At 45.8% G+C, this 24,653-nt stretch carries 22 protein-coding genes; 13 read left to right on the top strand and 9 right to left on the bottom strand.

Annotation, left to right across the window (positions count from 1 at the left end):
• Nucleotides 1–200: 200 nt before the first annotated feature.
• Nucleotides 201–1,070 carry a helix-turn-helix transcriptional regulator gene (locus MN202_RS04775; protein ID WP_335734949.1) on the top strand — a complete coding sequence of 290 codons (870 nt, stop codon included), beginning with the start codon at nt 201–203 and terminating at the stop codon, nt 1,068–1,070.
• Nucleotides 1,071–1,179: 109 nt separating this feature from the next.
• Entirely contained in the window at nt 1,180–1,458 is a 279-nt protein-coding gene (locus MN202_RS04780; RefSeq protein ID WP_335734950.1) for a hypothetical protein, read from the top strand.
• A gap of 6 nt (nt 1,459–1,464) precedes the next feature.
• Here MN202_RS04780 and MN202_RS04785 read toward each other — a convergent pair whose 3' ends face one another.
• From MN202_RS04785 to MN202_RS04795, 3 genes are all read right to left on the bottom strand, one after another.
• Nucleotides 1,465–1,737 (bottom strand): hypothetical protein, encoded by a 273-nt coding sequence (locus MN202_RS04785; protein WP_205312849.1) that lies wholly within the window; start codon nt 1,735–1,737, stop codon nt 1,465–1,467.
• 138 nt (nt 1,738–1,875) lie between these two features.
• Nucleotides 1,876–2,160: a hypothetical protein gene (locus MN202_RS04790; protein ID WP_335734951.1), complete on the bottom strand. Its 285-nt coding sequence runs from the start codon at nt 2,158–2,160 to the stop codon at nt 1,876–1,878.
• Between the two features lie 51 nt (nt 2,161–2,211).
• Complete coding sequence (locus MN202_RS04795) at nt 2,212–3,504, bottom strand: hypothetical protein (RefSeq protein ID WP_335734952.1); 1,293 nt, start codon at nt 3,502–3,504, stop codon at nt 2,212–2,214.
• 159 nt (nt 3,505–3,663) lie between these two features.
• On the opposite strand from MN202_RS04795, the gene MN202_RS04800 reads away from it, so the two are divergent.
• A complete protein-coding gene (locus MN202_RS04800; protein ID WP_205311535.1) occupies nt 3,664–3,918 on the top strand; it encodes a helix-turn-helix domain-containing protein in 255 nt (84 codons plus the stop codon).
• Between the two features lie 112 nt (nt 3,919–4,030).
• On the opposite strand, the gene MN202_RS04805 is transcribed toward MN202_RS04800, so the two are convergent.
• A complete protein-coding gene (locus tag MN202_RS04805) occupies nt 4,031–4,342 on the bottom strand; it encodes a hypothetical protein (RefSeq protein ID WP_335734953.1) in 312 nt (103 codons plus the stop codon).
• 425 nt (nt 4,343–4,767) lie between these two features.
• On the opposite strand from MN202_RS04805, the gene MN202_RS04810 reads away from it, so the two are divergent.
• The 8 genes from MN202_RS04810 to MN202_RS04845 all read left to right on the top strand — a co-directional run bounded on the left by MN202_RS04810 (nt 4,768) and on the right by MN202_RS04845 (nt 12,544).
• A complete protein-coding gene (locus MN202_RS04810; RefSeq protein WP_335734954.1) occupies nt 4,768–5,373 on the top strand; it encodes an AHH domain-containing protein in 606 nt (201 codons plus the stop codon).
• A complete protein-coding gene (locus MN202_RS04815) occupies nt 5,366–5,941 on the top strand; it encodes a hypothetical protein (RefSeq protein WP_335734955.1) in 576 nt (191 codons plus the stop codon). The genes MN202_RS04810 and MN202_RS04815 overlap by 8 nt, the downstream gene beginning before the upstream one ends.
• A gap of 119 nt (nt 5,942–6,060) precedes the next feature.
• On the top strand, nt 6,061–6,492 hold the full coding sequence (gene umuD, locus MN202_RS04820) for a translesion error-prone DNA polymerase V autoproteolytic subunit (RefSeq protein ID WP_335734956.1): 432 nt from the start codon (nt 6,061–6,063) through the stop codon (nt 6,490–6,492).
• Nucleotides 6,489–7,766 carry a translesion error-prone DNA polymerase V subunit UmuC gene (gene umuC, locus MN202_RS04825; protein WP_335734957.1) on the top strand — a complete coding sequence of 426 codons (1,278 nt, stop codon included), beginning with the start codon at nt 6,489–6,491 and terminating at the stop codon, nt 7,764–7,766. The genes umuD and umuC overlap by 4 nt, the downstream gene beginning before the upstream one ends.
• 466 nt (nt 7,767–8,232) lie before the next feature.
• Nucleotides 8,233–9,525, top strand: coding sequence for a hypothetical protein (locus MN202_RS04830; RefSeq protein WP_335734958.1), 1,293 nt, complete (start codon nt 8,233–8,235; stop codon nt 9,523–9,525).
• 406 nt (nt 9,526–9,931) lie between these two features.
• Nucleotides 9,932–11,296: a hypothetical protein gene (locus MN202_RS04835; RefSeq protein ID WP_335734959.1), complete on the top strand. Its 1,365-nt coding sequence runs from the start codon at nt 9,932–9,934 to the stop codon at nt 11,294–11,296.
• On the top strand, nt 11,289–11,717 hold the full coding sequence (locus MN202_RS04840; protein ID WP_335734960.1) for a hypothetical protein: 429 nt from the start codon (nt 11,289–11,291) through the stop codon (nt 11,715–11,717). Before MN202_RS04835 ends, MN202_RS04840 begins: the two co-directional genes overlap by 8 nt.
• 134 nt (nt 11,718–11,851) lie before the next feature.
• The gene (locus tag MN202_RS04845) at nt 11,852–12,544 is read left to right on the top strand and encodes an SOS response-associated peptidase family protein (protein ID WP_335734961.1); all 693 of its coding nucleotides are present in this window, start codon (nt 11,852–11,854) and stop codon (nt 12,542–12,544) included.
• A gap of 740 nt (nt 12,545–13,284) precedes the next feature.
• On the opposite strand, the gene MN202_RS04850 is transcribed toward MN202_RS04845, so the two are convergent.
• From MN202_RS04850 to MN202_RS04860, 3 genes are all read right to left on the bottom strand, one after another.
• On the bottom strand, nt 13,285–17,370 hold the full coding sequence (locus MN202_RS04850) for a hypothetical protein (RefSeq protein WP_335734962.1): 4,086 nt from the start codon (nt 17,368–17,370) through the stop codon (nt 13,285–13,287).
• Nucleotides 17,371–17,752: 382 nt separating this feature from the next.
• Nucleotides 17,753–18,592 (bottom strand): hypothetical protein, encoded by an 840-nt coding sequence (locus tag MN202_RS04855; protein WP_335734963.1) that lies wholly within the window; start codon nt 18,590–18,592, stop codon nt 17,753–17,755.
• A gap of 603 nt (nt 18,593–19,195) precedes the next feature.
• Nucleotides 19,196–20,422, bottom strand: a complete 1,227-nt coding sequence (locus tag MN202_RS04860; RefSeq protein ID WP_335734964.1) for a tyrosine-type recombinase/integrase — start codon at nt 20,420–20,422, stop codon at nt 19,196–19,198.
• 258 nt (nt 20,423–20,680) lie between these two features.
• Between MN202_RS04860 and MN202_RS04865 the strand changes: the two genes are divergently transcribed.
• Together MN202_RS04865 and MN202_RS04870 are read left to right on the top strand one after the other, a co-directional pair.
• The gene (locus MN202_RS04865; RefSeq protein WP_335734965.1) at nt 20,681–21,595 is read left to right on the top strand and encodes a PAS domain-containing protein; all 915 of its coding nucleotides are present in this window, start codon (nt 20,681–20,683) and stop codon (nt 21,593–21,595) included.
• A gap of 90 nt (nt 21,596–21,685) precedes the next feature.
• Nucleotides 21,686–22,603, top strand: a complete 918-nt coding sequence (locus tag MN202_RS04870; RefSeq protein WP_335734966.1) for a M14 family metallopeptidase — start codon at nt 21,686–21,688, stop codon at nt 22,601–22,603.
• On the opposite strand, the gene MN202_RS04875 is transcribed toward MN202_RS04870, so the two are convergent.
• Complete coding sequence (locus MN202_RS04875) at nt 22,600–23,010, bottom strand: hypothetical protein (RefSeq protein WP_335734967.1); 411 nt, start codon at nt 23,008–23,010, stop codon at nt 22,600–22,602. The genes MN202_RS04870 and MN202_RS04875 overlap by 4 nt on opposite strands.
• 178 nt (nt 23,011–23,188) lie before the next feature.
• Nucleotides 23,189–24,649 carry an aminoacyl-histidine dipeptidase gene (locus MN202_RS04880; RefSeq protein ID WP_335734968.1) on the bottom strand — a complete coding sequence of 487 codons (1,461 nt, stop codon included), beginning with the start codon at nt 24,647–24,649 and terminating at the stop codon, nt 23,189–23,191.
• Between the last annotated feature and the right edge of the window lie 4 nt (nt 24,650–24,653).

Here is a 24,653-nt window from a genome sequence, read left to right on the forward strand (position 1 = left end):
ACAGTGACATGTCATCTGTGTGCTGTAATATTAGGGCGTTTCGAAATTGACGCCATACTGTGCAGGTATTCAGTGTATGGTTTTCAGGCATATCGATTAGCTTTTATCCGCATTGGCATTTTGAAACATCGCAAAATGACATAAATTGCCAGCTAGGAATGTATCTACTGCGACACAGATAATTAACGGGTAATAACACTATGGAAGTAACCAATACTGGCTGGCCGATACGCTGGGAGCTATTAATGCGCTACCGGCTGATTGAGATAGTGGCGCTATGGGAAGGCCGCTTAACCACTAACCATTTATGCAACAGCTTTGGCATTGCCCGCCAGCAGGCATCGAAAGACATAAATGCTTATTTGCGAGATGTTGCACCGGGTAATTTGGTGTATGACAGTAAACTTAAAGGCTATAAGCCTAGTGACACCTTTACGCCGAAAGTCACCAGCGGCCTGGCGGATGAATACCTGCATGCCCTTGCCAGCAGCAAAGACTTTGCCCACACCTTTAGCCAGCTGGATTTAGGCTTTGCCCACACCGAAATGCTAAGCCCGCCTCTGCGCCAGGTAAACCCGGATATTTTACGTGCCCTGGTGCAAGCCGCACGCGACGGCAAAAAAATTGATATGGGCTATGTATCGCTAACCAGCCCGGATGAAGAAAGCCGCATTATTGCGCCGCATACCCTGGTATGCACCCACCTGCGCTGGCATGTGCGTGCCTATTGCGAGAAGAACCGCGACTTTCGGGATTTTGTGCTAAGCCGCTTTCGCGGTATTAATGAGATTGAAGGCGATGCCTCTATGCGCCGCGGGGACGATACGCGCTGGAATAGCATGGTGAATATTATTCTGGTGCCTGACTCACGCTTAACTGATTACCAAAAAGCCATTATTGCCGAAGACTACAATATGCAAGATGGCAAACGGGTGATACCGGTGCGCTCAGCTTTAGTGCCTTATGCCGTGCAAGCGCTAAACCTGGATTTGGCCAAAATAGAAGCCCGCCCGGAGGCGCAGCAAATTATGGTGGCGAATTTAGAAGAAGTGCGCAGCCATGCGTTTTAATGGGAATATGTAACATTAAGATACAGGTTAATTTTTACCCGGCGCGTTAAGGCTTTTCAAAAATTGGCCGACAACCTAAGCTCAGGCAATGCAAATAGGAGCCATCGCCATGAGCCAACACACAACGCCAAACGTGACTGAGCAGCAAACCCAAGAACTGCGTTACCTGCACAAAGTAATGCAGGCTATTCAGATTTTAGGCGAGCAGCAAAGCCTGAATGTTGTCGCCTACGGCAAAATATGGCGCTACGGCGATTTACTTAAAACCGCCGTACGCTATGCCGAACTTGCCGAGTTGCATGGCTATGATACCAGCGCCTTTAAGCACTGGTTTCAAAAAGACATGGCCGTATTTGCTCAATACGGCGTGGCACTGCGGGTTAGCTAAGCCATTTTAGCCAAGCCCCGCTATTTCCTCTGCGGTGTAGTATTCATCCGGCAGGTAAACATGATTTAGCATGGCAACCACGCCACTGACAAAGTTTTCATCTTTGGTCATTTTCATTAGCTTTGCGCCAATACGCTGAATACGGATCTCTGTTATCTGCTCAGCAAAAAGGTCAAGTTGCGTCGCGCCATAGGCCTCTTCACTGAGGTTAAATTCCTTATCAATAACAAGCTGTGCCACTTCAAGCTGCGATATTAAAGTTTTGGTTACTGAATTCATTTACTGCTCCTAGATATTTTTGGAATTCAGAAATAGATGCGCTCAGGCCCAGCGAACTTTTCGCGGTTTGTAGCAAATAAAAATGAAAAACCCCGGTTTTTATGCCGGGGCCTTTCGAGGACAACCTTTTAAATTTTGCTATCTGTTTAGGTAGCGCCTGATATACCAGCAGGCTGCTACAGGTGCATACACCAGTGGATAAACCAGCGCATTCACGACATCATGGCCACGCCGCGCGGCATGAATGTTATAAGCGACATAGCCAATCATGCCACAGGTATCAATAACACTGATTAAAAACAGCAAATATATCGCCCGCTCTTTATCAGGTTCGTGCATCACTATATTAACCAGTGGGCTAAACATGGCTACTACGACTAAAGCGCCTAACAACTCACAACTGCGTGACTTTAACCTGCCCATGACCATCCCCTTCACCGGTAAACTACCAACCTCTCTATTGTCGGGCTGCAATTAATATACTTGGCCAGGTAAATCCTGAATTTTGACGCTGTTTGTTTTATACAGCGTATTTTCCAAATTGGTATCGACTACTTTGTATTTCATCGCCAGCCCTACATCGATAGACCGCGCCAAATGGGATTTTTTAACATTGGCTAAGCTCGTCATTTGAAAATTTGAATATTTAGCCAAGCTAAGGCTACGGTTTACCCCTTTGGGAGGAAGTTGGACATTGAGATTAGACAGAGTTTCTATGTCTCGACCAATGTACAGCGACAAGCTATCGATCGTTAAAAATGAATTTGTAAGATTGGTAAGCGTTATCCTGCCGGTCATCTCTGACACTGCAGAGATATGTGCGTTAGAAGCGTTCAACATAGGTGTATAACGGTATCGACTCGCGCTATCAATGGTATACAGAACTGGCTGCATGGTTAGCTCATCTGCAGTACCCCAGCGTTGATCACAACCCGAGCTGGTATGCTTAAATCCATGAATAGAGTGACAAATCAACGACCATCTACCCTCTGCATACTCGGTGTTTGCTGCCTCTTGTAGTTTCGCGGTTAAGTCGCTCGCTGATCCCCATCTAAAATCTGTTCTGACCTTATCTCCTACCGGGGAGCTAGGGTGTATATACACTTCAGGCTTGCCTTGATAAAGCTGGCTGTTATCTTTTACTACCAGCGCTTTTTCCAACTTAGCGTTTAAATCGCGCCACTTATTATCATATGCTGTCTTTTTCTCAGCAAACGTCTGCTTTGATTGCTGATAAATACTGTTGAACTGAGAAATCAATTGCTCGCGCGGTTGAGCAGTTAGCGCTTCAGTCAGTGCCTTGGAGAATAATTCATTGTCAAAAGAGCTGTAACGGTAAGAATTTGCTTGAGTACCAAAGGATAACACTGTTACTAATACCGATATGGTGTTTTGTGCCATCGCTTCGCCACCATAACTACTGGTTCGGAATGACGACAATACCTTGTCATGACACAACTCCTTCTTTTCCTGCTTCTCTGGGCCTATATTGTATATTTCATCCCGACAGCCCACTTTACCGGTGTGCAGGTTATGAGAAAGCGAATTCAGGTTAACTGAGTTTTTAAACTCGACGAATGAAAACTCACTGAAGTAGTACTTTCCTTCAGGTGTAAGGTCAAGCTTTGCATACACTGGTAAGTCAGACTTTATTTCCGTTACTACAGGCTTGTTGCCACCGTCCACAGCCTGATTGCTGGCACAACCTGTCACAAAAAAGACGGCAGCCAGTGCGGTTAAGCCAAAACGTTTATTAAAACAATCCATTAAAAATCTCCAACACTTCTCATTACTTGCCTGAATCTACTTCAGGACGTTTTTATTTAACCCATGCCACAACACGAATGTCCCCGGCTTTGGGAAGGGGTAATTCTACTCATTTGGTTCCTTTTTGGAACATTTTTATATGCAGATTACTGTGCGCTCATGAAAACAATCCATGACCCCAGATATCAAAGTGCCATCAAATGGTTAGCTGCTGCCCGCAAGCAGCAAGGCCTGACGGTGCGACAATTCGCCGAATTGATGGGGCACAGTCATTCCTGGGTGGTTAAAGTTGAGAAATGCGACATCTCGCTGGATGTGCTTGAATTTATCAACTATTGCAAAGCCCTGAAGTTAGATCCCGTCGAGGGCTACCGTCTTATGCTTCCCGCGCAAAGTACTCCCGCTAATTCCTAAGCTGCTTTTTCTTGGTGCTTTTGCGCACCAGTATTATCAGCCCAACCGTTAACAGTAAGATCGGAATTAACCACAAATACTCATTCATCTGTCTATCCTCTGCTATGAGCGGCTACCAACTATCAAAGCCAGAACCTGTGCTATAAGAATCATCGAAGGAACTTGAAGAGCTGCTGTCGAACATATCCACTGTTGAACAACTGCTGTGATCGTCAAGGCCGGTGAATATGACGTCACAACTAATAGGGGTACTGTTATCGGTGCCATAAGGGTTGCCCTCTGAATCAAGGCCACCGATACCACCAACCATCAGCAATCCGCTTGCCGGGTTAACTTCAAGCTGCTCAGACACTGAATCCGTCACAGATTCAAACCGGACAGAGCCGTCATCGAACAGCCCGCTAAACCAACTATAAAAACTCATAACTTTTTCCTTATCGTTTAAATGCCAAAATTCAGCCCGGCTTGTCAGCAGTGTTTAGCGCTACCAAGCTGAAGCATTTTCCCGAACTTAATTATTTTCGATCGAATAGCAAGCAGATTTTCTGATTACATTTAGGCGGGTAATTGGGACTGGACTTTTCGCACTGGCAAAGGAGGCTGCTTGACAGAAAACAGGTTTATGTTTGCAGCACTGGACTCTGCACATACCCTGATTTAACGATATGCGGAGTAAATTTTGCTTCTGACATAACTGAATCAGTTTAAAAATTTTTAAACCCGCCAACCATATTATTACTACCTATAAAACCCTCCATTGTTAATAAAAACCAAAAAAGCAGCAATTATATTTACATTTAATTCTCATAAGATAAACTTGAACGAACCTTTCTGCATGGAGCACACTGCATGAAAAATGCGACTGAGCCGGTTTATCTCTCTGTCAGTGATATGGCTGAAGATTTTACTAATGTCACGGGTAACAAACAGTATGGCCAGGCCGCTGCTATGGCCTACGCTATTTACTATCGGGATACGGTTATCGACACCGTCCGCTACCAGCGCGGTACTATTGATCAAAAGACGTTAGAACTAAGTCGCCATATTCGTTGGACGCATGCCCGCAAACACAATGAAAAGTTGTCAAATAACATGCTGGCCGCAGGTCGTGAACGCCAAAAAAACATGTCAGCACACCATATTGTTGCTTGGGATCACCCCCGCGCTGCTAAGTCACGAATTAGGCTGGCCGCGTATGCCATTGATATAGATAACGAGTGTAACGGGGTATTCCTGCCGCGCTTTCACCGGCATTGCCCACATGAGTACTTGCCGAATGCGCAATCGCATTCTAAAACGCATACCGACACCTATTTTCTGAATGTGGAGTTTTTACTGGAGGCCACCGTTGCGGAAGGCATGGGCCGCAATGCTATTATCTCTACCCTGCGTGACGTTGCAGAGGAACTGGAGGACGGCGAGTTCCCGCTGAATAGGAGAATAACTGATGTCTGAGGTAATAACTGACACAAAAGTTTTCGGTGTTTTCGCAGACGTCGAACAATATGCCATGCTGCAAGAAACAGCATTAGAGCTGATCATGCAGATTGACGAGCCAGTTGGGCTATATGGCAAGCCGTTAGCCGATAACTGGACACCAATGGAAGTTACCTGGTTTTACAACCCCGACGAGCGGCTAAAACCACAGCCTGACATTGCTGCATTTGGTGCAATAGCGTTTGCCGCATCGGCGGAAACCTGTGAAAAATTGCGTCCATTTATAAATGGCTACGTTGAATTTTTGCCGATAAATGTGGATGGTTGGCGCTGGTATATTATTCATGTTCTGGCCAGAGAAGATATCTTTAACGAGGCTCAGTCACAGCGCAAGTTGCGCCGCGACGGCACTCCGATGCGTATGTTTAAAAAACTGGTGCTGGATGGTGACAGAGTCTCAGACGGCGTACTATTTCGCGTTCAAGGTTTAAGCCTGGGAATTTACAGTACTAACCTGCCAACTAGCTTTATGACTGTAGTACGCAAACTCGGCCTTAGCGGCCTGACATTTCAGGATATCAACTGATAACGCTTTTTATCCTGCAAAGCCGTTAGTATTTGTCAGCGCTGAAAATGTTAACGGCCTGAAATTGTCAATTTCGCAAAGCTTGATATACTGTATATATATACATATACGAGGTGAGTATGTCAGCAGTATTTATCGGCAATGCCGATTCGTGGCCTAAGCGCCCTATCCCATTCTATGCAGACCCTGTGAAAGCCGGGTTTCCGTCTCCGGCGCAAGACTATGTTGAGCGCACGCTGGATTTAAACGAGCTGTGTATACGTCACCCCAACGCCACCTTTTTCGTTCGGGTAGAAGGCGATTCGATGATAGACGCCGGTATTTATGATGGCGATGTATTGGTTGTAGACCGGTCATTAGATGCCGAGCATGGCGATATCGTAGTAGCAGCAGTAGGTAACGAGTTTACGGTTAAAGAGCTTTGCACCCGGCCTTCACTTTGTTTATTACCCCGCAACCCAGTCTATAAACCAATTCGTCCGCGCAATGGTGAGGAGCTGAACATCTTTGGCGTGGTGACCAACGTTATCCGGCAAATGAAGCGCAAATGACTAACCCTGTTTTTGCCCTGGTCGACTGCAATAACTTTTACGCCAGCTGTGAAAAACTGTTCCGGCCAGATTTAGCCGATAAACCGGTAGTAGTGTTATCCAATAACGACGGCTGCATTATCGCCCGCTCGAAAGAAGCGAAAAAGCTGGGCATTAAAATGGGCCTGCCGGTATTTCAGGTGCGTGATTTATTACAAAAACACCAGATAGTGGCGTTTTCATCAAACTATGCGCTGTATGCAGATATGTCGCAGCGGGTGATGAGCACGCTGGAAAGCCTGGCACCTCGGGTAGAGGTGTACTCCATTGACGAAGCCTTTTTGGATTTAACCGGTGTTGCCTGCAGCCAGGGGCTAACCGAGTTTGGTCTTGAAGTTAGGCGCACAGTGCAAAAGCATATTGGTATTGCGGTATGTGTTGGCATAGCGCCAAGCAAAACCCTCGCGAAACTAGCAAATCATGCCGCCAAAACCTGGCCTAAAACTGGCGGCGTGGTTGATTTAACCCGCAAAGAGCGGCAGCGCAAGTTACTTAGCTTGCTGCCGGTTGGTGAGGTTTGGGGTATTGGCGGTAAGCTGACTAAACGCCTGGAGCAACTGGGTATTACCACTGCACTGCAACTGGCCGATGCCGACCCTAAGTTTATCCGCCAACACTTTTCCGTGGTGGTCGAACGCACAGTGCGTGAGCTTAACGGCGAGAGTTGCATCGCGCTGGAAGATGTTGCTCCCACCAAAAAGCAAATTATCAGCAGCCGCGCCTTTGGCGAGCGCATTACCGACAAACAGCAAATGCGTGAGGCTATTAGCGAGTACATCAGCCGGGCCTGTAAAAAGCTGCGCCAGGAGCAACAACAGGCCAAACATCTTACGGTATTTTTACGTACCAGCCCATTTAGCGATAAAGATGCACCCTACTCTGCCAGTAAAAGCCTTGAACTAGATAGCCCCAGCAGCGACACCCGCGTGTTTCTGGCCAACGCTATGCGACTGCTCGATAGTCTCTGGGTAAATGGCTACCGCTACGCCAAAGCCGGGGTAATGCTGGCCGACTTTTACGACCCCGGCATGTATCAACCAGGCCTGTTTGATGAACCGTTAGTTGTAAAAGAGTCAGACCAAAAGCTGATGCAGCTGATGGATACCCTGAACAACAAGCACGGCAAAACCCTATGGTTCGCCAGCCAGGGCTCCGAACAAGAATGGGGTATGAAACGGGAAATGCTGTCCCCAGCATATACGACGAATTGGCAGGAGCTTCCTGTGGCAAAGTAAAGTCCGGTTTGAGCGCAGGCTGTGTAAAAACGCGTTTTTTGCAGAATTCCGATCATGAAATCGCCGAAAAAAACCGCCACCACATCGCACCTGCGGCGCTGGACATGCAGCAAGTTGCTCGCCTGCGTGACGGACGCTAGATGTCTGGAACTCCTAAAAAGCTACAAGGATTTACATTTTACGTTCATAGGCTTTACAGAATTTAAAAGTGCACTAGCATTGTATATTATTTAACCAAATACTTAATCCGATGCTCAAAAAAAATCATGGATGGTTCTTGCAAGCTAGGGCTTTTAACAGTCTTTTTGGTTTCATTCACGAAAACAACCTATGCAGCATGCTCGTTTGTCGAATCGACCAGTGTAAAGAAAATGTTGTGTCGTTACGATCGATACGAGGTTCCGGTCCTAAAATCCCGGTGAGCGGAGCGTTAGGCATTTTATCAACAAACACAGTGGAGGTAAAAATGGGCTGGAACCCGATAAAAGACATCAAGAAGGCGGCCAAGAATGTTGCCAAAGCGGTAGAAAAAGGCGCGAAAGACGTCGGTAAAACAGCGGAAAAAGCCGCTCAAGATGCGGGGAAAACCGCAGAGAAGGCAGCGCAGGACACTGGGAAAGCAGTTGAGAAAGCTGCGCAGGACACTGGAAAAACAGTTGAGAAAGCTGCGCAGGATACTGGAAAAACAGTTGAGAAAGCTGCGCAGGATACTGGAAAAACAGTTGAGAAAGCTGCGCAGGATACTGGGAAAACTATAGAAAAGGCGTTTCAAGATACCGGTAACGAACTACACAGGGCTGGTATAAACACTGCTGATGCAGCTGTAGCCGTAGGTAATTTTGCTGAAAATCAAGCAAGATCTATGGCTCAAACTCTGACCGACGCGGAAAAAAGAATACTTGAGGGAAAAATTGTCGACGCCATATGGCACATGGCAACTGATTCGACTAGATATACGGAAGAGAATTTTGGAACCGCAATTAGCGAATCTTCACTTTTGAATAATGTGGCTACCGCAGCAGCTTCCATTTATGGCGGGCCAATTGGTGCTGCCGCTTATGCAGCTTGGTACACGTACAAACAAACAGGAGACCTTGAATTAGCACTCAAATCAGGGGTTATCGCAGGAGCAACAGCGAAGAGTCTCAGTATGGTGAATGGGTTGCCCAGCAACACTACGGATCAGTTCACGAAGAAAGTGCTTGCGTCGGCCAGTATAGGTGCAGCAGCTGTCGCCGCGAGCGGAGGGGAAGAAAAAGACATCATTGAGGGCTTTGTAAAAGGAGCAGCGCTGACCGCAGCCAGAGAACACTATAAAAATATGACTGCGGAGGAGATCGAGGGCAGAGCCCCAACTAAAAGAGCAATTCCGAAGCCTAAGCTTGACCCTAGCATAGAGCACGAATACACGATTCTTAGAGATGAAAGTGGTCAGCCCATCTTGGATTCCACGGGGAAGTTCCATCAAATCGACATAAGGTCGTTACCCCGAGACGCATCACATGTGGGCCTAGCAACCACGAATCGAGATGCCGGTTTTTTCTCAGAAACATCTACACCTATGCAAACATTAGCTAAACTGCCGTACATGAACGATATGGCCTATTTCCATGACCAGTGGGCAGCCGTTGCTAAAATGGAAGGGGTGATGGTTCAGGCAACCATCGTTCCGGCAATCATACTTACCGTCTCCGGAACCGATACGCCTCTAATAAATCAAACAACTGAGGAAATAGAGGAAGATGCTACGGCTAAGTAAAAATGAATATCAAGCGAAGGGATCGGACAGCTAAAGCAGCCCGATGCTTTGAGCGTTAACCCTAGGAGACTCAAAAATCGTTGCGGAAGACGCAATCACTAGAATTATCGTTGCCGTTGAGGTGGGTACGGCTCTCAACCTGACGATTTTTAAAATTGGTGAATATTACAGCGAACGTTCATCGGCAGAAGCTAAGAAAAGAGAAGACCGAATATTAAGCGAGGTACAAAAAATAAACCCTAGCTACACGGTTGATCATTACGCTGACTTCTGAGAGCGCACATTTATGAAACTAACAATAAAATCTAGCCGACGCAGAAAAGCGAGTGGCTGATTTAGGCGTTAGGGTAAGAACAGGTAATAAAACAAGCAATCAAGCTATAGCAATGATAAGAAGGTCATTCCAATGGTTAATATCAGATATCAGTATATTTACTTGACTTTTTTTGCTTTATTGATTTACTCAGGAAAGGTGTACTCTTATAACAATACCACTGAACGTATAGAACTTCCATTCAACACTGTTGGTAACAATTTAACTCATACGTTTGACGTTAAAAATGGTTATCTACACTACATAGAATTACTAGAATTTACAGAGTATTCCAGATTAGAGGTTAAATTCAGGTTTAATAATTTTGATGGAGATGCTCTCGCTGAAGGGCGTCCCGGACTTAGGATCTTTCTTAGAAATAGTAATAATTTAATGGAAGTATTGAGTGAAGGGGTGACCGTAAAATTTTCTACAGCCACTGAATTGTTTGATGTACCCCCTGGAACGTACAGACTTTACATTCTATTATCCTATCATCAGGAATGCTCTTTATGTTCTTCTTATTCATCTTTATGGGATGAGCTTCCAGAATCAATGAACGTAAGCATGGATATATCTTTTAAGAAAAATGAAATGATTGACCATAACACTTGGGTAAATGATTTTTCTAGCTGGCTAGGTTATGTTGGTCTCTCTCGATACTTCTCAGTTAGTAACGTGGAAATGAATAACAACACCTCTAGCCATGTGAATGTATTGGAGACTGCTAGTGATACCCCCCGTATTTCAATAGAGTTTAACACTAACTTAGGGAATAGAGTAATTGACAGTGCAGAATATTATGGAATTATAGATCGCGATCAATTAGAAGCAATTGAATATCAATTTATGAAAGATTCAGGCTTGGATCTTTGGTGGCGAATGGCAACTAAAATTAGCCTGCTATCAGGAATAAAGCGAGATAAAATTGATATTAGTTTTCCATTATATTGTGCATCAGGACTTTTTAGAGAAGTAAGCCCAGGAAAGGTGAGTGCTATTGGCAGCTATTGCAAAATGATTTCTGGTTCAAGAGTTGTGGAGTCTTTTAATTTGCGTGGTGCATCTCAGGGGAAAAATCTTATTTTACAGGAAAACCCTGATAGATTTCCTGATGTTGTGCATGCTGTACTCTTTGATATTGCCGAGAAAACTGGTGGAAAAATAGAATATTTGGTTCAATCTAATGACTATATTGAGGCAGAGTTGTTTGGGTCAAAAGGAGCAGTAATAGCTAATGGAGAGCAATGGGAAAGAGTGCAAATTTCAACAAACCTTGTATCTAGAAAAAATGACAGAATTGTTAGAATTTTTGTAGATGGGATGACTGCTTCTGGCATGGGGGCTTCTCCGCCACCTAAATCAAGATTTACTGAATCTATGGAACCAGTACATTCAGAATCACTAAATAATTTTTTAAAAAAAATATTGAACGAAATTGTGAATTACCATGACTGAAAATAAATTAAGAGAAACTGCAGGTATTTTAATAATTGTTCTGCATTTTGGAATGCTTTCTGCTCTTTCGTTACTTTGGGCGAAAGGTGGTTTTTCCTTCAACGAATTTACTACGACTTTTGCAATACTAACACCATTGCTTGCAGCGTATGTTGCAACTATTATTGCGTATTTCTCAAAGAAACGATTTCAAAACACTGATCGATCAAAAAAGGTAACTGTTATTTTTGTTTTTATTAGCCTAGGTCTTCCTACGCTATTTTCACTGGTTATGTGCCTTATAATGCTACTTTTTGCGAAAGGAGTATTGTTTGCTGACTTTGAGCAGTTTAAGGCAACATTCGCTATCACTGAAGCCATATTCGCTGGCTATGTGGCAACGACAACAAACACATTATTCAAGCCATCATCACCACCCTAACGCCTAAAAACTGACTTTGATGCCTGCACGATGAAATGCCTGTATTTGGCACAAAACAGAAGTGACAGATACGCTCCCAAATGCGCTAAATAGCTCATACTAGTAGCACCTAAGTACAAATTAGAAATCAACTTATGTGCGGCAGACTTAACGTTATCGACGATCCCGGCGTAAGAGAGCTGTGTGAGGGGCTGCAGATCCAGTTGTTCCCTAATCGCCAAATTTTTAGCCGGTTTATCCGAGCCACTAATGAGTTGAGTATTGTCCGGCAGAAAGACGGCATTCGCCGAATGGACAACGCTATTTGGTGGCTGCTGTTAGAGCCTGCAGATACCGGATTTAAACCGTCTAAATACACGTCGTTTAACACCCGCTACGATAAGCTAAATTTTAAAGGCTCTGCAGGCTACCAGGCGTACCGCCACAGCCGCTGTGTTATACCGGCCAAAGGTTTTGGCGAAACAGAGTTTGTGAACAACAAGCCGCTGCATTACCATGACCTGATAGCAAAAGACGGTGCTATTTTGCTGGGTGGCCTGTGCAGGGAATGGGTGAACAAAACTACCGGCGAGACAGCTCTTTCCTGTTCAGTAATTACCTTACCACCACACCCTAAGCTCATGCACATACACACCAAAGCATCACCGTTACTGTTGCCCATAGACTTAACACTTGTAAACCGCTGGCTAGACGAGAGCATTACTGACACGGATGAATTTACACCGCTACTGCAACCACATATTCCGTATGACTTAACTGCGCAGCAGATAGATAAACCCAGCACCTATCAACCGGTATCAGATCCGACGTCGATTAAACATGACTGAGGCTCCAAATGACAACGAACTAATCAATTAGTGCTGGTTTTCGGCGCTTTGATAAGTATGATTACTTAAAAACGGAGGTGCATTAGCATGAGTGTGGGTCTTTATTTGCTACTTACGGCTGTTGGCGTTGTTATCTCTGGTTTACTGAGTTATCTCTTTATTGTAAGGCCCAGACTTAACAAACTCTATTCGTCATCAAACTCAGACAGCAATCGCTAACACGTCGAAAAATATCACCAAGCCCTCAAAATTTGCCTTCCCGGCGACTAACTAAGGGTAAGGGCATGATTGTTGTTCTTCATAAATACCCCCCATCTATCGCCAAAAGGCATTAGAAGGCCGTGCCTACGGCCGTTAATTCTGAGCGAGTAAGGTTTTGGGCAGAACCTTACGGGTAGCGCGTGGCATAACGTCTGCGCGTAATTGTACAAGTATGCTCCCCGATGGGACGCCGGGTCAGGTCATGACCGGTGAAAGGACTCGATAATGGCGCAAGGACGCGCCGTGACAACGCCAGCTTAATGCTGGCGTTGTTGCATCGATAATCATTAGACTCTCGTATTAGAGCTTGCCTGTTTTACAGGTCTACAGACTTAATCTGACAGGCTGCTATGAACGAAGCAGACCTTCGTTCACTAGGCCAATGGAATTAACTCAATAACCAAATGTAGACGCCAACCAGATTGCCTGGGTTTCGCACAAAAGAATGGTTATGATGTGTCAATTGAACTAGTAGCGATTCAGACTGAGTTACTTTTGCTATTTGAACAAAATTTTTTCCGCAAGCCAGATAGAGAATGTTCCACCTCATTCTTGTTGCTGATTCCAAGCATTGGAAGAATTGCAAGCAACATGTTCACTACCTTAATCTGGTCAGGAATACCTTTCTGACCAAAGGCATTCTTGATTTGTTCACCATACAGTGAAGGGTGAGTTAGTAAAAAGCGTTGGTGCTCCCATGTAAATTGCCATCTTCTATGCAACCAAGGCACTAAGCTTGCAGAAAACAATTTATAGTTCCCTGTTCTATCAGCAATATACAAAACCTTAAAAGCCATTTCAAAAATCTCCAGAGGCAAAGCTACACTGAAACCAGACAAGCATTTAGCTTGCGAGTGGATTAGGTGTGCAAATTGCTGATGAAAATCTTTAGATGACCCGCTTCTTTTCAAACTTTCCATTAGTACCGTACGCACTGTGAATCCGCTAGCAATAGAAATTTCCCCAAGCGCCTTTTTAAATGATTCGACGTCTTCTTTAAGAATACACATGGCTAGAAAAAGGAGAATATGTCGCTCAGTAAACTCAGTTAAACACTCTTGCTGATTCTTAGTAGCCAACGGAAAAGTGCCGTAGGTCACACTCCTAAAATCGGGAAAATTAGATTGTTTACCTATAACCTGTATGTAAGTGAAGTGAGATACTCTCTCCTTTAAAGCATCGACAAATAGCTTAGCATCGCGTCGAATAAATGCTTTGTGGACTTTTGCTGGATTCAGTAGCAATTGGCCTTCGAGGACAGGGCCGTTAGGCAAAAACTGCTCTAAGTTTTCAGATATACCAGCATCAAAAGAAGTATGGTTTTCGACCACAGCTAGCATGTACCAAGCCATCTCAATGGGAGTAATATAGCGCCTTCCAATCTCTGGATGAGGCTCTGGATTGCTTACACAACCTGGGTGAACTTTTATTTCTTGACCACCTTCTAGCAACCGAGGCTCTCCAGTGGCGTCTTGATCCAGCCAAAGCAAGACATGCCGAGTAACAGCATGGCAATGCGCAGTGCGCAGTGTCTCGTCCGGAGCAAATTTATTAAGTTCGCCAAGAACTATTACGAAGTCCTGTAAACAAGTAAGCCTATTCCCAGAATGCCAACTTGCGAGGGCTGCATCTGCTAATAACCCGACACGCATTGCTACCATATCCGGAAGTTCGGATTTGTCTGCGGCATCACTTCCAAAGAGATAGTACCGTCGCGCCGTCTCAAAATCTCCCTGCTTCTCTGCACTGATCGCGGCATCTCTGCCTAGGAATGCCTTCTCAACCTCGTTTAATGGCGCATTGCCTTCGATTAATGTTTTGGAGAGGGCAAGGTTACCATCGTGATCTTCTGAACGATACAGAATCTTCGCTTTTGAGCGAACAAGCTCAGAATTAGTCTGCCCATAAATCGTAAGACCTTCATCTAGCACAGCCAGTGCGGATTCCTTGTCGTTGCCATACTCATCCAAGATAATGGCCTGATACTTCCGGCAACAAACCGCAACCTCAACTTGATTCCAGCTGACAGCTTGCTTCTCTAAACGGGCAAATATGGCGCTATGAACAGTTGGGACGATAGTGTTGTTCTTGTGCTCACTCAACCATGCTCCTGTAATCAGCATATCTATTGGAAAGTCGTCGTTACCAAGTGATTCCAGCAATCTTGAACGCATTTCTGACGACGAACTATCGAGAAAATCGAAGGCAATTGCAAGGTCTTCAATCTTGGAGAGCTGGTGGACTTGATTCAAGAACATAAAACCAATTGGACTGATACCCTTTTCTTGAAAATTTCCCAGGCTATTTAATGCTTTTGTAGACAGCACACCATTCTTATTTTGAAGAAGCTGGTCAAGTTTATTAATGATACCCAAAAAGTTTAAACCAAGCCCCGCTTTGGATGTCTGAAGCAACAATTTCGAATACACCAATAAGTTCGTTGTAACACGCACAGCTTCGTTCGGGACATTTCGTGCTTCCTCAGAAAAACAGCGCAGGATACCCTCTAACTTCACTGAAGAATCGCTCTCTTGGTTTATAAGAAGTACTTGAACACCTCGAAACATATGACTAATTGCAGCATCGCTTGGATACGCTATGGTATCAGTCCTGAACAACGTGAACGTCGTCAAGTGAGGCAAAAGCAGCTTAATCTCGTCATCATCAGCTTTAATAACCGCAATGCATAATTTAAGTACCGCAGCTTTATTTTCGCTGCTCCAAGCGGCAATAAGCGCAGAATCCATATCGATTGCGTCAAGCAGGTTCCCTTTAGTTAACGAGTCAGCAATAGCGCTTTGAATCTTTTTCTTTTCATCATTTGTAAGTGTCTTAGAAGCGTAGTCGTTAAGCAACGGAGAAAGGCTGAACCGGTTGCCTTTGTGTTGGTCAATCCAGGAACCTATAAGACTATCTAATATGATCCCAGAGTCTTGGATTGGAGGCGAAACCTTGCCAAGGTCAATTGCTAACTCTCTACCAAATCCTCCGGCTTTCAAGGATAAGCGTTCAATTAGTCGTCGGGCTGTATCAGGAAGGTCTGTTAAAAGTCTCTCACGAGCACGTCGCCTTACATCATCAACTTCAGAAGAACCAGTAAACAAGGTATTAAAGGTCAGAAACTCTTTAGGATTCCATCCTGATGCAGCCATACTTTGAATGAAGGCGATAGCAAGTTGAGGATGGCCACCACCCGACACTAAATGAGTATACTTTGCCCAATTTTCGCCTTTCACTCCAATCTTCTCAAGTATCTCTTCAATATCCTCCTTGGTGAATTCACTGAGAGTTATATTGATTCCTGTTCCCAAGGAGGATTCAAATAGAAACTCACTTGTCGGTGGATTGGATGAGACGACAACTAAAAGTACATCCGACCGGCTGGCGGTATGGTACAAGTAGTTCAAATTGTCTAGAACAGCCGATTCAAACATACAATTAAGGTCGTCAACTATCAGGCCTCGCAACCCATTGTTCGGCATCGCATTAGCAACTTCAGACAAAGTAAGCGCAGCCTGTTTTCCAGCTTGACCTCTTAAGTTTATACTAGCCCAAACACCTTCATTTCTGCGGGCAAGAACACGGGCAGCAATAGTCTTTCCCATGCCCGCTGCACCAGTAATCCAGCAGATACCAAATCGTTCTAGGTTATGCAGAAGTTGGCCAACTTCTTTGTTCCGATTTGCCAGAGCTCTAGGGAGTGGTACTTCTGAGACAAGACTCGGTTTAATACTTTGGGAATTCGTTAAGTCGGTGCCCGCAGACAAAGAAGCCGATAGCGCTTTCCCCATCAATCGATTATTAGCTTCAAAAAGAGCTCTGTTCAGAGTAATCTGCGTCGCCGCTTCTAGACGTTCCTCCAAGCCTGCGCGGTCTACAAACCGTTCATTACGGTTCTTGTTTGTAGATAGCTTCAATATATGCAGCAGAATATTGGCTGTGCAATTTTCTGCCTGAGAGTGCACTCCACCTCTTTCTATTACAAGCTTGGATATCCTACAATTAATTTGTCGTTCAAGGAATGTCGAGTCTGGTGCTCCACAATCGAAGTGAATTCTCTTTAAAAAGTTTTGACGAAGATCCGCGTCACTTAGGCTCGCAATGTACTTTTTGGATTTGCTTGATAATTTGGAATTTCCGAGAACTCTGCGAAGAGCAGACAAATCTCCCGCCTTCGCAAGATTTCGCCACGCAGTCAGAGTCGGTATTTCACCAATTCGATGCTCGGAGTTCTTTTCCATTCCTATAACTGAGGTTGTGAGATGGCGCATAGAAACTTTTAGGCTGGGATTCTTTTCCTGTAGATCAATGAAACTATCGACTGAAGCAATGATGCCGTTAGAATTAATTGTGACACTACTTGCAGTGTCTTTAACTTGAACCACTTGGAGCGCATTCTCAGCTGCAACTGCATAATCTTCTGCAACCTCTAAATATAGAAATTCGTCATCCCCTATTTCGGTCCAGGCGAGGACTGACTGATAGATCTGATATACGTAGCCACGAAGAGAATTGATAGCTTCTCTTTCCGGGTTTCCTGATGGTGGTTTGTGTGGAATTGACATATCAAAACCTTAAACTAGTTCATACTGCCGAGCTCATGCAATTTTGAAGTCAAATAAATTTTCCGTCTCGAAGTAAAGACAGAATGTCATGTCATTTTGAATTTGACTACCACGCCCAAGGATATTTATTGCAAGTGAGAGCATTTGCTAGCGTTTCTCGTAAATCAATACATGTATTTGAACACGAATCAGCCCCCAAAATTTAAAGCAATAAACACTACTCTGCTTTTTCAAGACTTACAATGACTTACAAAGTAAAAGAGATTTTTTCATTTCCGTGGACTTCCCCTAAAGCGCTATACTCATTCTGGCCGCAATTGGCACTAAGCAGGCAGCAATTAGTAAAGCATTGACTGTCTGAAAGTATTGGTTCTAATCAGGACTAACCATAAAACCGCTGCCTTATTTCCTCACAATATTTAGTACGGTATACCAGCGCTTGCTGCAGTTTAGTGACATCCTGCTCGGTAATGCGCTCAGCGCTTTTGGTTGCCAGCAAAAACTCAATGATATTGCAATTAATGCGCTTCATGTCGTTTAGTACTTCAACCTTCTGAGAAAACAGCATCACTTTTTGGTAGTGGCCGTTATTTAAATCCTGCAGGTACTGCAGCAGGATATTTTTGCGCGTGGGCAGTTGCTTAAACGAATGCTCCATTTCTACTGCGGTAATGCTGCCATCATTTTCCTGCACTATCGCATCTACATTGCGCCAGTGCCCAGCCTTACTTAAGCGACGCACTTCTAAGTCTGTTATAAAACCATGCCAGATATCCTGGCTGTGAGTACTGCCGGTACTACTTTGTGGCATGCCGAGCAGAATGATGAATTGCATGATTAAGTCGTGATACAGCGTATTCAGGTTTACCCGCAATTCCGGCTGCGAAGTTGAGCGAAAATAAATGGGCATACCGGTGAGCTCTTCAGCATAGAGTGCGCCACTGCGGCTAAGAATGTATACCCGCTCATCTGGCGAGCGATGGGTTGGTACTACTTCCAGTAGTTCTTGCTGCACCAGCTTATTAAGATGCACTAGCGCCTGCGCTTTAGACATGCCATACAGCCATGCGATTATTAGTGGAATTGTCATGCCAAAACGCCCGACTATTTTAAGGGTGTATTCGCGGCGGGATTTGCCGATTTGTTGGTTGTTGCTGCCATGTCGATATTGCATATCGACATCGAAGTACCGTTGGTACTGTTCAGTGATGTCTGCGGACATACTTTTTTACTCCTGTTTCTGAGTGTTAATGTCAGAAATAGGTATCTCCGCTTCGGGCAAATTTGTGCAATTCAGGCTTAGTTGCTGCGTATTTTCATTGCCAGATGCTGTGCAGCTATGCTTGTTATGCCACTTGCGATGATTATCGCAAGCCAAACCTGCTGTGCAGGATGACCAACCGGCCTTTGCCGGTTAGCCATGTGCTCTGCCGTGCCCGCCACTCCTGGCCTCTCGAGGCCGGATTGGCTTTACGCGCCTTTGGCGCTAGCCCGTCAGAACACCAGGCGCATGTACCGGAGCGTTGCCCCGTACCACCCCCGAAATTCGCGGTGTGGGTTCGCCGGATGCTGCGCATTTGTCCCGGCTGCACCTCACCAGCCGTTTCTGGCGAAACGGTCGGGGTTTAGGTGTCTCCCCTGTCGGGTATCCCCCTAAATTTTGCGCTTGGGCGCAAAACGATTTCGGGGGTGGTACGGGCCAGCCGTACATGCGCCTGCTTCATAGGAAAACGGCATTCGCCGCTCTCCTATTTCGCACTTTGCTGGTTTATTGCATAAACGTTTTATTACCTTTTCTGTTAGAAAAAGTAACCTATACGCTGCGCTATTTGCAGTTTAATGGCAGGTCACCAAACGCAAGATCGATAGCAGCTTTAGATTTAATGCTGTCGATTTGTGCGTATATCTGGGTGTGTTTAATATCGGTATGCCCCAGCGTTTTACTAATGGTATTTATATCAACCCCCTTCAGTGCCTGCAGTGACGCAAAGGTGCGTCGCAGATCATGTTTTCTGATACGGATATCCTTATTCTTCGAATACAGACCGGCACTTGTAATCACCTTTTTCCAGATAGCATCGCCTCCCATAACATGACCGCTTGCAGAGCGATTACTTGGAAATACGAAAGGGCTTTCTGAGCGTTGATCGTAGCGATTGCCGAGTATTTCTATAGCCTGAGCAGTTAACGGCAAATGGTAGGTTTTATTCGTCTTGGTTTTAATGGCCGGTACAATCCAGGTCGCATTATTAAAGTCTATTTCATCCCAGCGCATAGACTTAACATTACCAATCCTTGCCCCGGTAAACAGTGCCATTTTAAATAAATCCGTGAATACCGGATGGTTTAGCGCATTGAGTTCAGTAAGCAGATTTACGATTTCCGGCATCGACAAATAACGGCTTCTGACAACCCCTGTTTCCTTCTTCAACAGGGATGCGGGGTTAAACTCCAGTGCATAGTTATCTTCGTACACTAAGCAATAATTAAACATGGCTTTTAGCACGGTGACGCATTTGTTATGAATGGTATAACCCTTAGCCAAAAAGATGTTTTTCAGACACTTTGCCAGCCATTTCCGGTTTAGTTCCGTAATATCTAACTTACCCAGTATCTGTTGCAGATAATTAGTGTACGTGTGGTGCAGAGCATGCTGCCGGTTACCTGAGGTTTTACGATGTTTTAAATGGTTTTCGTAGTAGGCACGGTAAGCATCTTGTACGGTAAAGCCAGATAGCCGCTCTAATGTTTGCAGCTTTTTCAGATCGGGTGGCAAGAAAGTCCGGTGTCGCTTCTCTTTTTCAGAGTTAACCAACTCTACAACTCTTGCTCTGGCATCAGTTAAAGATACCTCATTAGCAAAGCCAACTTTAACTGAGCGAGCTTGCCCTGCCACCTTGTACATGGCATAGTACGTTTTGCTGCCTTTTGGTGTAACCACCAATTTGAGATTTGACAAGTGTTTGTCGGTGTAACGACGAGTTTTACACTCAGGCAAAACGTCGGAAATTTTTTTCTGCGTGAAGGGAAAAGTAGACGGTAAAATTTTCACGTGACACTCCTTATGACACCAAGATTAAAGTCGAAAAAGGAGGTGTAAACGCTGATTTTCTAAGGGTTTAGACCAGCCCGCAGCCCTTTAAAACCGTTCCAAGGCTCTCCAGCTGGGGCCACCATTTCAAGCTTCACTTTCATGTTCCCCCCCAATAAACAGTTTCTACACTAAGCTATTTTTCACTGACACTACGCATTTAAAATCCACTTTAGCTACACTCTGGGTTTGCGTATTCGCTACGGGGCTTTATAGCAGATGCAACTACCGCCACAACCACACAACGAAACTGAACGCTTGCAGGCGTTAACCAGCTCTGGCTTACTTAATAACCTGGCTGATGAAGGTTTTGACCGCTTTACCCGCTTGGCGCAGGCGTTATTTGGTTGCAAAATTTCGCTGTTTACTTTGATTGATGAACAAAAACAGTGGTTTAAATCGCGCCAGGGTACAGCACTAAAAGAAACCCCGCGTGATGTCTCCTTTTGTGCCCACGCCATTTTTAATGACGATATTCTCTATGTACCCGACGCCAGCCTGGACCAACGCTTTGCCGATAACCCGCTGGTAACCGGCGCACCGGCTATCCGCTTGTATGCCGGTATACCGCTGCATTCACCGCAGGGCTTTCCGCTTGGCACCCTGTGTATTATTGATGATATCCCCCGCGAGCTAAATGCGCTGCAACTCACCTCGTTGCAAGACTTAGCCGCACTGGCTGAGACAGAAATTGCTATACGTTTTAATCAGCTTGCCCAGCAACGTAAACAACTGGAGCTGCAAGCGGCCGACAATACCATTAAGCGGTTGCAAAGTATTATCGATACCTCACTACTGGCAACCTGGGAGTGGAATGTGCAAACCGGCGACGTTATTTTTAATGAGCGCTGGGCGCAGCAGCTTGGCTATGCCTTGTATGAATTGTTGCCACTGCATTTTGATACCTGGGTACAACTGGTACACCCTGAAGACAGAATTAAAGCAGAGCAACTGCTACAGCGCCATTTTGCCGGCGAGCTGGAGCACTACAAATTGCATTGCCGGATGAAACACAAAGATGGCCATTGGGTGTCTATTTTAACCCAGGGCCGTTTAGTAAGCCGCACTGAACAGGGCGCGCCCAGACTGATGGCGGGCACGCATCAGCCAGTCGCTGAAAACACTGACCAGTAAGGCATACGCCATAGCCGCCAAAACGCTGCAATGCTATAGTCACGCCACATTTTACGGCGCTTACTGCGGTTATAAATACAGGATTACAGCATGAACACTATCTATCATATCGGCACTGTGGGTCAACGTTGGGGCCAGCCAGAAACCGCCCAGTGGCTTAGCGAGCAACAGATTAAACGCAGCTTTTTCGACGACGTACTACCGGCGATTACAGCACTGCAGCACGACTTTGATCTTGAGCAATACGGCGAACTGGATTATCAGCCGGTGTGCGGTAAACGCTACCCGCTGTTTGCCGTAAAAAGCCGCAACTGGCAAAGCGATAAGCCGACTGTTTTGGTTACCGGCGGTGTGCATGGCTATGAAACCAGCGGTGTGCATGGTGCACTGCGCTTTTTACAGACTAAAGCTCAGGCATACAGCGACAAACTGAATGTTTTGGTGCTGCCCTGCATCAGCCCCTGGGGTTATGAAACCATTAACCGCTGGAACCCGGATGCAATAGATCCAAACCGCAGCTTTAGCGCCGACGGCAAAGCCGCTGAAGCCCAACTGGTAAGGCAATATCTGGCCGGCCTGAATGTACATTTTGCGCTGCATATTGATCTGCACGAAACTACCGACTCGGATAACAGCGAGTTTCGCCCGGCCAAGGCGGCGCGCGATGGCACGATAAACAACAACTGGAATATTCCGGACGGCTTTTATCTGGTAGACGATGCCGAACACCCTTGTCCGGCACTACAAAAAGCCATTATCGACCAGGTGGCTAAGATCACCCATATTGCAGCGGCCGATGAAAACGGCCAGCTTATCGGCGAAAACATTGAACAATTTGGTGTAATTAACTACGCCAAAGCCAGCCTGGGTTTATGCGCCAGCGTAACTGAGGCACCGCTGGTTAGTACCACTGAAGTGTATCCGGACAGCCCAAGTGCCACGCCGGAGCAATGCATACTGGCTCAGGTTGCCGCCGTAACAGCCGCGCTGGATTACTTGCTGCGCTAACCCTTTTGTTTATCGGCAAACGCTTTAGCCCGGCGTAGATACTTTATTACCCGGGCTTCAGCTTCGTTAATCGGATCTTTACCAATATAGGTCGACTCACGCTCTAGCTTTTGCTGCGTCTCAATATTTTCTTTAAACAGCTGCATTTCGGCTTCTGACAGTTGCGACCACATACCGGTGCGGTCTGACGCCAGCTCACACTTACGCGGCAACGCTTCCAGCACCAAAATCGAGCCCAGCGAGTAAAACCGGCTGTCGTAAATACAACCGAGTAATTTACCGCGATCGACAAACAGCTCCCAGGGGATACCGCCATTTCCTATTGCCGCACCATCTTCTTTTTCGACAAAGGCTTGTGACTGCGCGCAACAACTCAGCAGCAATAACGGTAAGTATCTGCGGTTCAATATAAGTATCCTTAGAAAGGGTAACGGCAGGCAGCATTCTAACCAGACGGCAATGGCTGCGTTTTGTAAATTTAATGTACCAAATGTACAGCGGCATACCTAAAACTACAACAGCTTTCTTTGCCAGATAACAGGCAGAAAAAAGCCCCTGAACAGGGGCTTGTATCAACGCCGGTGCTTAACCGCGCTCGGGGATCCGCTCCAGCACTGCTAATAACAGTTCCCAGTACTGGCCTACGGTGGTGATATTAACCATTTCATCCGGGCCGTGCGGAAAACGAATAGTAGGGCCGATAGACACCATATCCATATCCGGGTAAGGCTTTTTAAACAGGCCACACTCCAGGCCGGCGTGAATAACCATAATCACCGGCTCTTTATGATAAATATCCTGATAGGTGTCACGTACTATCGCCATAACCGGCGAATCCGGGTTAGGTTTCCAGCCGGGATAAGCACCGCTGAACTTCACTTCTGCGCCCGCTAACTGCGCCAGTGAACTTAGCATGCTTTCAACCTGCTCGCGGCCGCTGTCAATTAACGAGCGGATTAAACACAACACCTGCACGCTGTTATCTTTGGTGGTGATCACGCCCATATTCAGCGAGGTTTCGGTAACACCGGCTACTTCGTCGCTCATGCGCATTACGCCATTCGGGCAGACATTTAACAGGTTAACCAAGGTGCTTTGTGTATCGGCACTAAGTACCTGAGCCGGCAACGTAGTTTCGCTCAGGCTTAATTTTAATGCCGGCTCTACCGCAGTTAACTCCAGCTTTAATAACGCTTCAAAATCAACAACCTGTTGTTGCAACTGCGCCAGTTTTGTCGCCGGTACCGTTACAGTAACACTGGCCTCACGCGGAATAGCATTACGTAGCGAACCGCCGTTAAACGCCGCCACAGACAGTTGTAAGTCCTGGGCATAATCGGCTAAAAAGCGTGCCAGCAGTTTATTGGCGTTGCCCCGGCCTAAATGGATATTCACGCCAGAGTGGCCGCCTTTTAGGCCGGTTAAGCTTAAAGTAACTGCCGTGACATCACTGCCGGGTTGTTGCCACTGCGCTGCTACGCTGAATTCAGCATCGACGCCACCGGCACAACCCATATAAATTTCACCTTCCTGCTCCGAGTCTGTATTGATCAGGATTTCTGCTTGCAACATGCCCGGCTCGACGCCAAAAGCGCCGGTCATACCGGCTTCTTCGTCAATAGTCAGCAGCACTTCCAGCGGGCCGTGTTTAATGTCATCACTGCCCAGAATAGCCAGCGCCGACGCCATACCAATGCCGTTGTCAGCACCCAGCGTAGTGCCCCTGGCTTTCACCCAATCGCCATCGACATAGGCGTCGATAGGATCGGTTGTAAAATCATGTACTTTGTCAGAGTTTTTCTGCGGCACCATATCCAAATGCGCCTGTATCACTACGGTTTTGCGGTTTTCCATACCCGCCGTCGCGCTCTTCTTAATGATCAGGTTGCCGACTTTGTCTTCCAGCACACTTAAACCTTTGTCACGCGCCCAGGTTTGAATATGTTGGCTTAACGCTTGTTCGTGCTTGGAAGGATGCGGAATGGCGCAAATTTGCGCGAACCATTGCCATAACGGCTGCGGATATAAACTGGCTAATGCTGACACTAAG

This window comes from Rheinheimera muenzenbergensis, from assembly GCF_036984005.1.
Classification (GTDB): Bacteria; Pseudomonadota; Gammaproteobacteria; order Enterobacterales; family Alteromonadaceae; genus Alishewanella; species Alishewanella muenzenbergensis.